This is a genomic window from Streptomyces sp. cg36 (genome assembly GCF_041080675.1).
Classification (GTDB): domain Bacteria; phylum Actinomycetota; class Actinomycetes; order Streptomycetales; family Streptomycetaceae; genus Streptomyces.
The window spans coordinates 315,475-329,801 of record NZ_CP163521.1 but is presented as its reverse complement, the minus strand read 5'-3'; the positions used below and the strand labels follow the sequence as shown (position 1 = coordinate 329,801).

The 14,327-nt window shown below is 66.4% G+C and carries 9 protein-coding genes and 3 pseudogenes; 6 read left to right on the top strand and 6 right to left on the bottom strand.

The features are described from left to right. Positions 1-70 precede the first annotated feature (70 nt). On the bottom strand, positions 71-1,258 hold the full coding sequence (locus tag AB5J87_RS39515; protein WP_369384157.1) for an IS701 family transposase: 1,188 nt from the start codon (positions 1,256-1,258) through the stop codon (positions 71-73). Positions 1,259-1,358: 100 nt separating this feature from the next. On the opposite strand from AB5J87_RS39515, the gene AB5J87_RS39510 reads away from it, so the two are divergent. After that, a protein-coding gene (locus AB5J87_RS39510) for an IS5 family transposase (RefSeq protein WP_369384199.1) occupies positions 1,359-2,155 on the top strand; the annotation gives its coding sequence in 2 pieces (ribosomal slippage) (positions 1,359-1,695 and positions 1,695-2,155; 798 coding nt in all). A gap of 318 nt (positions 2,156-2,473) precedes the next feature. On the opposite strand, the gene AB5J87_RS39505 is transcribed toward AB5J87_RS39510, so the two are convergent. After that, positions 2,474-2,707 (bottom strand): hypothetical protein, encoded by a 234-nt coding sequence (locus AB5J87_RS39505; protein WP_369384156.1) that lies wholly within the window; start codon positions 2,705-2,707, stop codon positions 2,474-2,476. 58 nt (positions 2,708-2,765) lie between these two features. Between AB5J87_RS39505 and AB5J87_RS39500 the strand changes: the two genes are divergently transcribed. The 4 genes and pseudogenes from AB5J87_RS39500 to AB5J87_RS39485 all read left to right on the top strand — a co-directional run bounded on the left by AB5J87_RS39500 (position 2,766) and on the right by AB5J87_RS39485 (position 6,157). Next, entirely contained in the window at positions 2,766-3,185 is a 420-nt protein-coding gene (locus tag AB5J87_RS39500; RefSeq protein WP_369384155.1) for a hypothetical protein, read from the top strand. Between the two features lie 18 nt (positions 3,186-3,203). Continuing rightward, the gene (locus AB5J87_RS39495) at positions 3,204-3,584 is read left to right on the top strand and encodes a hypothetical protein (RefSeq protein ID WP_369384153.1); all 381 of its coding nucleotides are present in this window, start codon (positions 3,204-3,206) and stop codon (positions 3,582-3,584) included. Positions 3,585-4,198: 614 nt separating this feature from the next. Then, positions 4,199-5,264: pseudogene (locus AB5J87_RS39490) on the top strand (transposase); the annotation flags it as partial. A gap of 143 nt (positions 5,265-5,407) precedes the next feature. Next, positions 5,408-6,157, top strand: a pseudogene (locus AB5J87_RS39485) (transposase family protein). Between the two features lie 814 nt (positions 6,158-6,971). Here AB5J87_RS39485 and AB5J87_RS39480 read toward each other — a convergent pair. After that, a complete protein-coding gene (locus tag AB5J87_RS39480; protein ID WP_369384152.1) occupies positions 6,972-8,042 on the bottom strand; it encodes a hypothetical protein in 1,071 nt (356 codons plus the stop codon). Positions 8,043-8,753: 711 nt separating this feature from the next. On the opposite strand from AB5J87_RS39480, the gene AB5J87_RS39475 reads away from it, so the two are divergent. Next, positions 8,754-9,659, top strand: a complete 906-nt coding sequence (locus AB5J87_RS39475) for a LysR family transcriptional regulator (protein ID WP_369384151.1) — start codon at positions 8,754-8,756, stop codon at positions 9,657-9,659. Between the two features lie 269 nt (positions 9,660-9,928). On the opposite strand, the gene AB5J87_RS39470 is transcribed toward AB5J87_RS39475, so the two are convergent. The 3 genes and pseudogenes from AB5J87_RS39470 to AB5J87_RS39460 form a co-directional block, all read right to left on the bottom strand. Beyond that, positions 9,929-10,312: a DUF6009 family protein gene (locus AB5J87_RS39470; protein ID WP_369384150.1), complete on the bottom strand. Its 384-nt coding sequence runs from the start codon at positions 10,310-10,312 to the stop codon at positions 9,929-9,931. Positions 10,313-10,411: 99 nt separating this feature from the next. Then, positions 10,412-11,989, bottom strand: a complete 1,578-nt coding sequence (locus tag AB5J87_RS39465; RefSeq protein WP_369384149.1) for a phage/plasmid primase, P4 family — start codon at positions 11,987-11,989, stop codon at positions 10,412-10,414. Between the two features lie 725 nt (positions 11,990-12,714). Then, positions 12,715-13,524: pseudogene (locus AB5J87_RS39460) on the bottom strand (IclR family transcriptional regulator C-terminal domain-containing protein); the annotation flags it as partial. Positions 13,525-14,327: the final 803 nt, after the last annotated feature.

The following is a 14,327-nucleotide window of genomic DNA, read 5'->3' as shown; positions in this document are numbered from 1 at the left end:
TTCCGGCGCCAGTGGGACCAGTGCAGGATGTGCTCGACGGATGCGGGCCGGCGGTGGGTGAGGCGGTGGGTCAGGCGTCTGATCTCGGCGAGGCTGAGGTGGATGAGTCCGGAGGATCCGTTTCTGCTTTCTCCGTGTCGAGTGCGCGGGCGCGCACGACGGTCAGGGCGGCGTGGGCGGCCATGGCCAGGGTCATGTGGCGGTGCCAGCCGGGGTAGCGGCGGACCTGGTAGTCGTCCAGGCCGCACTCCTGCTTCGCGCTCTGGAAGCACTCCTCCACGGCCCACCGGCTGCCCGCAACCGAGATCAGCTTGTCGAGCGTGGTTTCGGCGGGGCAGTAGGCGATGTAATAGGAGATCTCTTCGGGCCGTCGGACGCTGCGGCGGGCGATCACCCAGTGCCGGCGGTCTTCGCGGTGCCATGGCCGGACCTCGACGCGGGCCCAGTCATAGACCCGTGGGCCGTGGGCGCCCTGGCCGCAGGAGCGGCGTTTCCATGCCTGCCGCGGCAGGCCGGGGAACAGGTCGTGGACGGGGTGGTCGATGGACCAGCGGGTGACGACGGTGTCGTGCCGGGTGGTGGCCATCACATGGAAGACATCGGCCTGTTCCAGCTCGAAGCGCCAGCCCTTGCTGTAGCCGTAGGCGGCATCCGCCGTCACCCATCCGAACGGGATCCTGTCCGCGATCGCCCTGCGGACCATCGCCCTGGCCATGGCCACTTTGGTCTCGAAGGCGACAGTGTCGTCGATGCCGGCCTGCCGACATCTTTCCCGATCGTCGGTCCATGACGTGGGCAGATACAGACGCCGGTCGATCAACGTGCGCCCGCGGTGGGTGGCGTAGGCGAGGAACACGCCGATCTGGCTGTTCTCGGTGCGTCCGGCGGTGCCGGAGTACTGCCGCTGGACGCCGGCGGAGCGGGTGCCCTTCTTGAGGAAGCCGGTGTCATCGATGATCAGGACCGCATCCCGGTCCCCGAGGTGGGAAACCACGTAGTCGCGCACATCGTCCAGGACCTCGTCAGCGTCCCATTCAATCCGATTCAGCAGTCGATGGATGCGATCAGGACTCGCGTGACCGGCTTCCTCCGCGAGTGTCCAGCCGTTCTTCCGCTCCAGCGGAGCAATCAGCCCCCGCATATAGGCAAGCGCCGACTGCCGCGGCTCTTCCCGATTGAACCGGTGCACGAACCGCCCGTGCACCGCACTCAGTTCCCCGGCCCACAACCTGACATCAACAACGTCGTCCCCACCCATAACCACACCAACGACCGACCTACCCACCCGTCACAGAAAAGACCGTTGCAGTATTAGAGATCATCTCATTTGGAGAATCCGGTAGCCTGTAGGTGTGTTGATGGTTGAGCGGTTGGTGCCGGACGGGTTGTGGGAGTTGTTCCAGCGGGTGGTGCCGGAGGCGCCGACGCGTCCGCAGGGTGGTGGCCGGCGTCGGTACGGGGACCGTGAGGTGCTGGCGTCGATCATCTTCGTGGCGACGACGGGGTGTACGTGGTCGCAGGTCCCGCCGGTGTTCGGGCCTTCCGGGGCGACGGCCCACCGTCGGTTCATGGAGTGGAGCCGGCTGCGGGTGTGGGCGAAGCTGCACCGCCTGGTGCTCGACGAACTCGGCGCCTGTGGCGAGCTGGACTGGTCGCGGTGTGCGATCGACTCGGTGAACATGCGGGCTTTGAAAAAGGGGACCTGACGGGCCCGAATCCTGTGGATCGGGGCAAGTACGGCTCGAAGATCCACTTGATCACCGATCGGACGGGCCTGCCCCTTTCCATCGGCGTCTCCGGCGCGAATCTTCACGACAGCCAGGCACTTGAGCCGCTCGTGCGCGGCATACCGCCCATCCGGTCCCGCCGCGGGCCGCGTCGACGCCGTCCCGCCAAGCTCCACGCTGACAAGGCCTACGACAACCGCCACCTGCGGCAATGGCTCCGCTCCCGGCACATCACACCCCGCATCGCCCGCAAAGGCATCGAATCCTCCGAACGACTCGGGCGCCACCGCTGGACCATCGAACGCACGATGTCCTGGCTTGCCGGATGCCGCCGCCTGCACCGCCGCTACGAGCGCAAAGCAATCCACTTCCTCGCTTTCACCAGCATTGCCTGCACACTCATCTGCTACCGCAGACTCACCAAATGAGATGATCTCTAAGGCGCCGAGGGGGTGGAAGGGGAACCTTATCGGAGTATTGAGAATTCCTAATCGATCTATTCCGAAACGTTCAGTAGAGTTCGAGCACAGCACAGGAGTGAGACGTCGGTGCAGTTGGGGCTGAGATGCCGTGCTGCCGATTCGCGCCTGAAATGGGAATCAAGAGGAGCTTCGTGCGGCACGCCATATCCGGGACAGCGGTCGGCCGCTGCCGACCGCACGCACGAAAAAGGAATACGGGCGACGGTATCCGCAGGTCGGGTGAGGGGAGTAACGAGTGCCGTGCTCCGTCTCGGAACTCACGAGTCACACGTAAGCAAAATCTCTTCCCCTATCAGTTCCGACCTTATTGACATCAATGACGAGAAGGGGATCGCCGCAGCCCAGCAAGCGGTCGACCTCGTCGGCACGATCTCCGACTCGCTGATCGAGTGCATTGCGGCGACCATCTGGTCGCAAGACCAAAGAGGGGAAAACCTTGAAGTTGAGAAGACTGACCGCTGCCACGGCTGCGATGACCGCAGCCGCGATCATCAGCACTGTTCTAAACCAAGCTGCGGTGGCCGTCGATCGAGGCGCCTCGGCAGGTCCGGCGGTTGTGGCCGCCAACAAGCACATGTCCGCTGCGGAAGAGTTGAACTCAGCTGACGGGAAGAAGCTTCTCGCCACGCTGAAGGCAATAGACGAGATGCCCGAAAGCGTCGCCGATCAAGGGGACGCTGCAGTCCAAGCCTACCTTGAGTCGCACCCTACTGGTGCGAAGCCGCGCATCGACTGGTCGCAGGCAGCTAAGTGCGCAGCTTCCATAACGGCCGCCCTCGCCAGCGGCCTGGTCCCCGCCGCGAAGATCCTCAAGCTGAAGGCATTTATTGGGAAGGCCGGTTCCGCAAGGGAAGCTGCCTTCCTCCTCATCCGCATCTCCAAGGGCGAGGAAAAACTCAATGAACTGGGCCCCGTACTCGGTAGCCTAGCCTCGGAGGTACTCGGGATCGACGGAATTAAGACGAACTGCACGTAAGAGGTGGACTGGAGCCCTATGACGAACACCAAAGCCCACACGACCGCACTGATCACGCCTATCGCGCAAGAAGCCCAGAACGAGGGGAAGGAGCTGGCTGCTGAAGGACGCTTCATCAAGGCCATCCGTCGACTGCGCAAGGACTCGGGCCTCAGCCTGGCCACGGCCCCAGTGGCAATGGACCTGCTGATTCAGGGACACGCATTGCCCACTAGCTATGGCCAGGCGTTGGATGCACTACGGCAAATTGATGCCCCCCTGGTCGCTGAGTTGAGTGCCCTACTCAACAGCGGCCATCGCGACTCTGCGATCAAGCTGCTCAGGGAGCGGACTGACATCGATCTTGCGGGGGGCTACCATCTCGTCACGGAGCTAAGCGGCCAACTCGATACGAAGTAAATGCTGTGCCGGCAGCGACCTGGTGGTCGGAGAACTGCGGCCCGCTCGTGTCGGTTCCCGTGGCTGTGAGGGCCGGGCATCTGGTGGTCTGCGGTCTTGACGCCGGGGTTGGCGGCCGCGCACCTCGCGCAGCACTCCATGGCTTGCTACCAGCGCCCTCCCGGTCCGTGAGCACGGCCAGGACGACCGGGCCGCCGCACCGCCAGGGTTCGGCACGCGCGTGCCTGCCGGTGTCCCGAAGGTGGGTGTGGCCGCCCTCCAACTTGCATGCGCAATACGCCCCGGGCCTGGGAGCGGGGGCGGTGCGCAAGTGAGTCTTGAGGTGCGCGATGGCGGCCGCGGACGGCAGGCGCTGCTCGGCACACGTGGGACGGCTGCACGAGACGCGTACCGCCGCACTGCCCCGGCCGGCGGCATCCAGACGCACCGTCCAACGACGCCCCGGCACCCGCTCACCGCGGCCTGCGTCATCTCGCTTGACCTTTATCAGCCGGGGTCGAATGGTGCCTCGAACTTGCTCACTCGGTTCGGCATCCGGCGTACGCTAAAGCGGCCTTCGTCTGAACATGTGCTCCGACCAAGGAACACACATGTCCAGCACGAAGGCCGTGAGGGTGAGTCTGCTGCATCGCAACGCCCGGCGAGAGCCGTTGGCACAACTGTCATGCTTCCGGGGCGAGTTCTACTCCTGCCTCACCGCACGTTCAAACGCGTTGTTCGAGCTGGCCGATGCCATTCTGTGCGGCGACGGGCCGGTGAGGTCGTCGGCCGAGCTGTCACTGGTGGGTGAACACCGCCGGGGCCACGGCGGGCTGTATGCCGCGGTGGCCCGTGGACGCATCGACGCCAGCCGGCTGCGGCAGGCCCTGGCCGCAGTGCCACTCCCACGCGCTGCCGGCGGCCGGCTGGTCCTGGCGGTTGATGTGACCTGCTGTCTGCGGCCCGACGCACACACCTCACCGCAACGGATCCTGTGCCACACCTACGGACGGGGCAAGGACCAGCACATCCCCGTCCCCGGCTGGCCCTACTCGATCGTCTGCGCGCTCGAGCCCGGCCGCAGTTCGTGGACCGCACCCCTGGACGCACGGCGTCTGACCCCAGGGGACGATACCGCCACCGTCACTGCCCGCCAGCTGCGTGATCTGCTTCAGCGACTCATCGCCGCCGGACAGTGGCACCCGGGCGACCCGACGTCCTCATCGTCGCGGACGCCGGCTACGACGCGCACCCCGACTCGCCTACGTCCTCAAGGACCTGCCCGTCCAGGTCCTGGCCCGGATGCGCTCGGACCGCGTCCTGCGCAGATCCGTCCCGCACCGCCAGCCACACACCATGGGCCGCCCACCCCGGCACGGAGGCGAGTTCGTCTTCGGACAGCCCGCCACCTGAGGCACACCCGACACCGAAACCATCACCGACACACGTCTCTATGGCACCGCCACCGCACGCTCCTGGGACCGCCTCCACCCCAGGCTCACCCACCGTTCCTCCTGGGCCGCAGCCGACGGTGCCCTCCCCGTCATCGAGGGGACGGTGATCCGCCTGGACATCGACCACCTGCCCAGCGGAGCAACCCCCAAGCCGGCCTGGCGGTGGTGGTCAGAAACCGACGCCACCCCTGCAGACACCGACCGCCTCTGGCAGACCTACCTGAGACGCTTCGCCATCGAGCACACCTTCTGACGGCGGCCGTGAGGTGTGTCAGTGAGCTGTTTTCAAGCTGGCGGTGCTGACCGCGAGTTGGCCGGTCCTGCGTAACGATAAAGCTCCTGGTAGACGGGTTCTCGACCAAGATCACCCGTGTCCGCCAGGAGCTTCGCGTGCTTGTCTACCCGTCCTCGATCGACTTGTCCACCCGCACCCTGCTTTTCCTGGCCGGGCAGCTGACTGCCAGACGGAAGGAGATCGGCACGCGGTGGCGGCGACTTCCCGCGGCACGGCATGCCCTGCTGACCCTGGCCCACCTGCGGTGCGGTGACACCTACGCTCAGCTGGCCGCCGGGTTCGGCATCGGGATCGCGACCGTGTACCGCTACATACGCGAGGCCATCGAGGTCCTGGCCGCTCTCGCCCCGGCCCTGACCGAGGCGATGAAGACCATCCGGACGAAGGCGTTCGTCATCCTCGACGGCACCCTGCTGCACAGCGACCGCATTGCCGCCGACACCCCGTACTACTCCGGGAAACACAAACGCCACGGCATGAACGTCCAGGTCTTCACCGACCCGTTCGGCCGACTCCTGTGGACGTCCCCGGCGCTGCCCGGATCCACCCACGACCTGACCGCCGCCCGACAGCACGGAATCATCGAAGCGCTCACCGCAGCGGGCCTCAAATGCTAGGCGGCGTACCAGGGTGCCGGACACCCCGTCCGGGTCCCGTTTCGGGGCCGCCGCCTCAAGCAGTGGAAGCGCCGCCACAACACCACCCACGCCAAGATCCGTTGCCTCGGCGAGCAGGCCATGGCCATCCGCAAGGGCTGGCGCCTCCTACGGAAACTCCGCTGCAGCACCAATCGCATCACCGACGTCGTCAATGCCGTCGTCGTCCTTCACCATGCATCAGCGTGAGGTTGGAAAAGGCTCACGGTCCGACAACCCTGCCCGAAGGTCACAATCACAAAAGCCGCAATGATTAGACAGACGCTCAAATTACCCCAGCGAATGCACTGCCTCACCGTCATACTGCACCTCCTAGCTCATCATTTTCTTTGACATGATGCAGGATCAGCACTGGCTGGCGCTCATGCCCCGGAACCATCTCTGCCAGGGTGCGCCGCATGCGTCGGCCCGCCATCGCGGCTCGCTGATCGCCGTCGTGGACCAGCTGCTGCACGAGTGTGCGCAAAGCATGGCCGTCGTAGTCGTCCTCGTCGTTTGGGCAGCTAGAGGTGGAACTGGGTACGGTGGCAGACAAGATGCCGCGGCGGTCAGTCGTTCGGTCATGCTTGGATCGGGGTGTCGTGGTTCTTCGGGGGATTGGTGCAGGAAATCCGTCCAAGGGGACTTCAGGGTGCCTGAATTCGTCCAGAGGATGCTGATGTTCACTAGCAGCGGAGATCTCGTCTACTCCCTAATGCATTCGCAGTGTTCAGAGGATATAGGCCGGAGGCGTCGTACCGTGATGAGGATCCTCTGTCGGAGCATCAGAGGGATGTCCTGTTCGTCGCAGGAACGCAGGATGCCGGCAAGGTGGCTTGGTGTGATCAATGTGACGCCGCATAGTTGGATGTGGCGAGGCATGAATTCCGCTGCGGGGACGACCTCCACGAAATTCCGGGTGTCGCTGACCGCGCCGGACACGATCTCCTTGCTCATGTCCGGCTGCTTGGGTTGAGCGACTGCAGAGCGATGGATGGTCGACCGCCAAAGGGATGGTGCGGTGTCAGTCATTGCGTAGGTCCCCGCTGGAGTTCGTGCGGGACCTACGCGCTCGCTGTTCTATGTCCCTGGCCAGGTGTTGCCAGGTGAGGGAGCAGTTGTGGGCGAGTTGGGCCAGGGCACCGAGTCGGTAGGCCGGCACCGCATCGACGAAGAGCCTGAGCTGTTCCGCCTCGAGGGAGACGCTGAGCCACTGAAGGATCTGACGGCCTTTGTCGGTCCGCCGCAGCGCGGGATCCTTTCGCAGGCTCTCCAGCAACCGGTGAACTGCGAGCATTTGTGTGGTGGGTTGCATCACTTCAGCGCTCCCTGGAGTCTGCGGCGAGAGGGAAGGGGGTTGCTGTGTGGTCTGGACCTCTCTGCCCCGAGAGGAGGTGTTTGTACGAGTCTTTGCCTGACTGATGATTCCTACTCGGATTCTGTGTGCGGTGCCTATCGAGATTCCGGCTTCGCGGGCTATTTCCCTGATCGTGGCATGCGGACGCTCCCGGATTATCTCGACGGCTTTCTGGTGCCTGAGTGTTCCTCTGACGGGGCGCCTGCGGCCGTCACGCCCTACTCTCGTGTTCAACTGCCATGAGTTTTCAGTTGAACGGTGACGGATGCTCGCAACGGTTGGCGGGCTGATGCCCGCGACCTCCGCTATCGCCCGGTCCGACCAGTCGGGATAGGTTCGAAGGATTCTCGCTGCGGCCGTCTGCCGCTCCCCTGTCGTCAAGGGGAGACCGTGCGTCACGTTCGCGCGTACGGACTGTACAAATGACTGTTCGTCACTTCCTTCGAAGTATTGAACCAGAATCTCTTCATCGCCCCGTGATCGCGCGGCGTGCAGGCGATGCATGCCGTCGATGACACGCAGGGTCGCTCGCTGCACGAGGATCGGAGGGGTTGCCCCGGCCATGTCCGTGAGGCGCAGCACATGCTCCGGATCCGTTCCGGCGCTCCTGGGGGTGTCGGCAGGAAGCAGCGAGTCGATGGGCACGACCTCGAATCCGCCGAAGACAACGGCCCAGCTGGGGCAATTCGGCACTTGACTTTCGCTTTTCTGGTACATGAACCTGTCCTCGCCCGTCACGCCTAGATCCCCATCAGGATTTCCCACTCGCGCTCCTCACTCTTGCTCGACCAGTCGCTCTGATCGATGTGGCGCAGGGCCTCAAGTCGCTTCCGCCACCAGATACTCCGGCCGTATCGCACACACCCGACTACTTTCGAAGCGCATCCTAAACCGATATGCTCTCCACCCCGACCATCAGAGGGATAAAGGTTGTTCCTGTCACCAGGCAGGGAAATCATTTCGGCCCAGGTCAACGCTTGGAATTATTGCCGGCCAGGCCGGTCGGCCGGGCGTCGCAGCAGCAGCATCTTCCCGTTGACGGCTTGCTGGCGCACTCTCGAAGGGCAACCCGACGGGGCAGCCCTGCCGCGGCATCAGGGTGATGCGCGCCAGGGCAAGACAAATGCTCGCGATTGGTCAATGGCCGATGCCATCACTCCTGATCAACTTCCCGCATCCTTTTGGTCCTTGGGGGTGGGTTGCGGTCTGCTGATGCAGGTCCATGAGGCTGATTCCGGGTCTTGGCAACTCTCTGCCGGACTTCTTCCGGACCTCTGCCGGTGGTGGCGCGGAGCACGCATCATCGGCCGCCTCTGGAGCTTGTTCAATAGGCCCGGCTCGGGTGATCGGAATACCCGATCTCGTGGCAGGGGCACCCTTCCGTCTATCCTTGCCTTTCCTCGCTCGTCGCACCAGCCGGTTTATGATGGCCGTCGGAGGTAGCCCACCATGCGTGTAGAACAATTGGAATACCTGGCTGCAGTGACACGGCTGGGGTCATTCCGTCGCGCCGCGGAGGAACTGCACCTGTCCCAGCCAGCATTGAGCGAGACACTCCGCAATCTGGAACGTGAACTGGGCGTGGACCTCCTGGAACGCACGCGGCTCGGGGCAAAGATCAGCAGTGGAGGACGCGAGCTGCTGCCGCACATCGCCGAGGTGCTGGACGCGGTCAGCCGACTGCGCCAGGCAGCCGACGAGCAGCAGAACGTCAGCCGCGTGCTCAGGCTGGGGACAGTCCACGCAGCCACGGCTACACTCCTGGCGCCGGCCATCCGTGAGTTCCGCACGGCACATCCATCCACCCAGGTGGAAGTCGTCGCGGCCCGCCAGGACGGCATCCAACGCCAGCTGTCTGATGGACGGTTCGACCTCGGGCTGGTCAGCTATCTGCTCGACGACGAGCCTCCACCTGGTCTGCACACCATCGAGCTCTTGCGCGGCCGGCCGGTCGTCTGCATCCGTCCGGACAGCCCCCTGGCGTCGCTCGAGACCGTCACCGTCACCGATCTGCTGGCCCAGCCGCTGATCGCGATGCGATCGGGCTACGTCATGCACCGCTACGTCCACCGGCTTCTCAGCGGCCGTACGCCCTCCCATTCCTACTCGGCTGACGGCACCGAGATGGGCAAGCTCATGGTCGCGGAGGGGCTCGGCGCCGCCGTGTTGCCCGATTACAGCGTCCACGGCGATCCGCTGGAGCGCTGTGGCACCATCACCTCCCGTCCACTGGCAGATGACATCACCGAGCTCCGCGTCATGATCCAGCAACGGCACGCCCACGCGGTTCCCAGGGCGGCCCGGGACCTGCACGCCATACTCGTGCGCCGGGCCTCGGTACCGCGCACCAGATGATCACCGTGGAAGCGACCGCTGTAGGCGACGACGAGCACGGCCTGGCCGTGCAGCCCGCCCGTCCCCGGCATCCCCGCAAGGCGGGCACGAGGTCAAAAAATTGCGAGCATGCGGTAGTGCGAGGACGTGGACAGTGTGTACGCGCCTCCAGACCGGCGGGCGGCTCAGCCACGGCGGTGGAGTCCGGACCGCGCCGGGCTGCGCACCTTGGGTCCATGGGCGGCTGGGCACGGCTGGTGTACATCCGACGCCTGTACGTCGGCGGGCGGTCAGGAGCTGGTTGCCGCTATTGCCGTGGTGCCCTGCTGAGAGCGGGAGGTTTTCTCGCCGACGCGGCCAGGTTCGATAGTGCGGGGGTCAACCGCTTCACCAGGGGCGCCTTGCTGGTAAAGGCCGGCCGGTTCGCTGTCTCGGTCGTGCGGGAGCAGGAAGAAGACCCGGCGGAGCTGGAGGCCGCTGTCGGGATCGGCTTCGGCGTCGGGGGCGAGTTCGGTGTAACCGACCATGCGTCCGTCACGGGCGTAGCGTGGCTTGCCGCGGCGGCGGGTGGTCTTGTCGAGGGCCTGGCGGACGTAGTCGAGGCGGGTGGTGTCTTCGAGCCAGACGACGTTGTCCTCGTGGGCCAGTTCGCTGTCTTCCAGTAGCGAGCTCATCTCTGTGGCCCCTTCGTGTCCCTGTCGCTGTGGCTGGCGAGTGGTGCGGCACTGATCTCATCGTACGTGCGCGGGATCGGGGCGGGCAGGGCACACTGGTTAGCCATGTCCGCTCCCGGCGGCCGTTCTCGGGTCGGTGTCGGTGTCCTCGGGCAAGAGGCCAAGGCCGGGGTAGTACTTCTTGCCGCTGGACTTCATCATCTCGGCGGGTGAGGCGAGGCCGAGTTCGCTGCGGACGCGGGTGGCGAAGGCGCGGGCGGTGGCGGGGCGGATGCCCTCGCCGACCGAGCACCAGGCGCCGTAGGCGCTGTAGAGCAGGCCCTGCTCGACGCGCAGGTCACCTGCGCCTGCGTCGGCCAGTGTGGGGACGCGGGTGCAGCGTTCGGTCAGGAAGCGGCCGATGTGGTCCTCGGTGGTGGCGTATGCCTCGGTGGCGACGCGGACGGTGGCAGGGCCGGTGAGGGGGTCGCGGGTGGTGAGGTAGCGCTGGGCGCCCTCGGTGAGCCAGTGCAGGATGCCGGGGCCTTCGTCCTGGACGAGCTGACGGGCCAGATTGTCGATCTTGCGGTCGGCGGCCACCACGCGTTCGAAGGGGATCAGGCGGATGCGGCGCCAGAAGGCGTGGCCGCCGGTGCCGACTTCGGGGCGGTGGTTGCCCAGCAGCCACAGCTTGTGGGTCGGTGTGAAGGAGAAGTAGTCCTGGCGCATGCGGCGGGCCATGATGCGGTCGCCGCCGGTCAGGAGTTTGACGCGGGCCTCGTCGAACCGGTCGTCGGGCCTGAGTTCGGAGCACACGACGATGCGCCGGCCATGGAGTTCGGTGAGTTCGGTGGAGTGTTCGGCGAACTTGCCCTTCTCCATGAGGAAGCCGGGAGGGGCGGCTTGGGCGTAGTCGCCCAGGATCTGCATCATCACGTCCAGGAGGACGGATTTGCCGTTGGCACCGGTGCCGAAGAGGAACGGCAGGACCTGGGCGCCGACGTCGCCGGTGATGGAGTAGCCCAGCAGCAGGTGCAGGAATGCTGTCGTCTCCTGGCCCTTGGGGTCGTCGCCGAAGGTGTCGGTGAGGAAGCGCTGCCAGCGCGGGGTGGGCATGGGGTCGGGGGCGACGTGGGTGGCGCGGGAGTGCATGTCCATGCCGGGGTCGGGTTTGCGCAGCTCGCGGGTGCGCAGGTCGACCACCCCGGCCGGGGTGCACAGCGCATACGGGTCGCCGTCCAGGACGTCGGGGTCCAGGGCGAGCAGCGGGGACGCCTTGGCCTGGGTGAGCATGGCCTTGATCCCGGGTGTCGACATCGAGCGCTTGCGGTGGGTTTCCAGGTCGCGGTCGGTGAAGCGGCCGCGCGGATCGGTGGCGGCCATCTCCTCGGCCATGTCCCCGGCCGCCCACACGGCGGCTTTCTCTCCGCCGGTCCGCTTCCACCGGTAGGAGTCCCACACATACCAGCCCAGTCCCTCGACGTGCCGGAACTGCCCGGCGTAGAGGGTCGCGAACAGCTTCGCGTTGCCGCGGTCGGACAGCAGATCCGGCAGTAGTCCCGCGGTCGTTGCCGGCACGGGCGGCGCATCGACGCTCTGCTGGGCGGGCAGGCTGGCCATGTTCTGGCCTTGGCCGAGGTCGAGCATCTGCTGAACGACGGCCTGGGCGTCGAAGCTGTGGCTCTCGGCGCTGCTCATCGACGTCCTTCGCAGTGGATGGGGTGACACGCGCCGGTCGACACGGCAGAGGGCGGGCCGGGTCGTGTACCACCCCCGGCCGTTTGCCCGCAGGGACGGGGTCCGGGGGTGCGGGCTTGTACGTACTTCTTAAGGAGAGGGGGACGGTGGACGCTGCGCTGCGTGGAGAAGGGGGCCGGTGTCTGTTGCGCCAAGACGCTGCTTTCCTCCAGGCGCCGCACGTTCTCGTCCTCTCTTTCAGTCCCTCACGAAACAGCAGGTCAGAGCCTTGATCATCTCCTTCGAGGGACTGAAGGGACTGAAAATCCCAGTTATGAAGGCGTCAGGGCAGAAGAGTGTCCTGTCGCGTACGCGCATACGCACACACACGCGATAGGAGGAACAGGAGAATTGAGTCCCTTCAGTCCCTCCAGTCCCCGCCCTGTTCACAGAGAAGGGATCTGACCTGCTACTTCGTGAACGGCGGGGCGGAGGGACTGAAAGGGCCCAGGCTGGCGCGGTCCCCTGTCGAGGACAAAACCTGGTGCAGCGATGCCGGCAGCCCAGCCGGGCTGGGCCGATTCCCTCGTCGGCTACCGCGCTGCGAGCGAGCCCCTGTCCCGGGTGTCCGCGGCGAGTTCCCCCCTCGCAGGCGGGGAGGAGTCATGTGGCGGCTGGTGTCGGGCTGCTGTCTGCGGGGAGGACGGCCCTTCGCCGACGGTTTCGGAGACAGTGGTGGTGCCGGCGATGAGGATGCCGAGGAGGACGGCTGCTGCCTCGCCCTGGAGGATCCGTGCGGCTGTGCGTAGCCGGTGGGCGTGCTGCAGGGGCAGGGACAGGGCGACACATTCTGGTGCGAGTCCTTTGGTGATGGGGATGGCCGCGCACACGGTGCCCAGGGAGTATTCCTGGATGTCCAGGACCGGCCTGCCGAGGGGGCGGGTGTCGAGCTGGCGGAACAGGGCCCGCTCGCTGGTGATGGTTCGGGATGTGAGGCGGGCGGTGTGATGCCGGGTCAGGTGGTCTTTGCGTCCGTCGTAGTCGAGTTCGGTGAGCAGGCACTTGCCGACGGCGCTGGCGTGGGCGGCGGCGCGGAAGTCGACCCATTCGGTGACCTTGGGCGCGTGGGGTGCGTCGGCGTACTGGGTGATGGCGACTTCGCCGTCGCTGTAGCGGCTGACGTAGACGGCGGCGCCGACCGCGTCGCGCACCAGGGCGAGGGTCTGCTGGAGCTGGCCCGTGCGTTCGGCCGCGGAGACGGTGAAGTGGAGGGCGGAGCCGGTGATGTAGGCGCTGGGGCCGATCCGGTGGGCGAGGTTGTCGCGGACGAGAAGTGCCAGTACCTCGGCGAGGGCAAGCTGGGGCAGACGGGTCTCGCGGGCGATCTGTGCCGTGCTGACTCCGCCGGAATAGCGTCCGATCACCTCCAGGACTCGCAGGGCCCGGTGCACTTCTGCCAGTGCCTTCGGTGTCGGCCGGTCCGGGATCTGCTGGACGGCCTGGGTGATCGCCGGGCTGCGCAGCGCGGCCGGTGACCAGGCCCCGACGCCCTGCATCGCCCGCAGGGGGATACGGCCGTGGAAGCAGCTGAGTTCGGCTGCCAGGTGTGCGCTGGGTCGCAGTACCTCCCCCAGATCAGCGTCCTCCTCGGCCACCAGGGCGGCGACGGCGCGGTGCAGGGGCCGGGGCAGGGCCCGTCGTTCCTCGCCGCTCCTGCCGAACGGGGCTGAACACGCGGCCAGGGGCAGGAACGTGAGGTCCTGGGTGGTGATGGGGGGCGACGTCCAGATCACCGACGCTTCCAGCGCTTCCTCCAGCCCGTCCGGCAGGGGGGGCAGCTCGGGCAGGCCGGACTCGGGTGGCAGTTCGAGCATCTGCTGCTTCCAGTGCCGGGCGGTGCGGACTTCGGCGCGCGTCAGGTGCAGCAGGTACAGGCAGCGGGCCGCTGCCTGTGAGCCGGCGCCCGCCGCGTACTGGAACCAGAACTGGGCTCCCTCAAGGCGCCCTCCCAGGTGCAGCAGCGCGGCGAACAGCAGCGCGGACTCCCGTCCGTGCGGCCATGAGGCCGCGTCCAGCGCGCGCAGGGCGAAGTCCTGGTCCCTCACCAGCCGCCAGGCCAGCAGATCCAGTCCGTTGCCCGCCCGCACGTGGCAGGCCGCGTCGAGCACGAGATTGTCGGGGCCCGGCACGGTCCGGGGCCCGGGCACGCTCACCGTCCGTGGGTGGTTGAGGGCCGGTTCGGGCCGCGCCCCGCTGCGCGAGCCCGCTTCCTGGCGGGCCTCGCCCGCCACCAGGCGCCGTGCGATCCGGCGCCGTGCCGCGTGGTCGTCGTAGCCGGCGTAGTCCTCCACGAGCACCT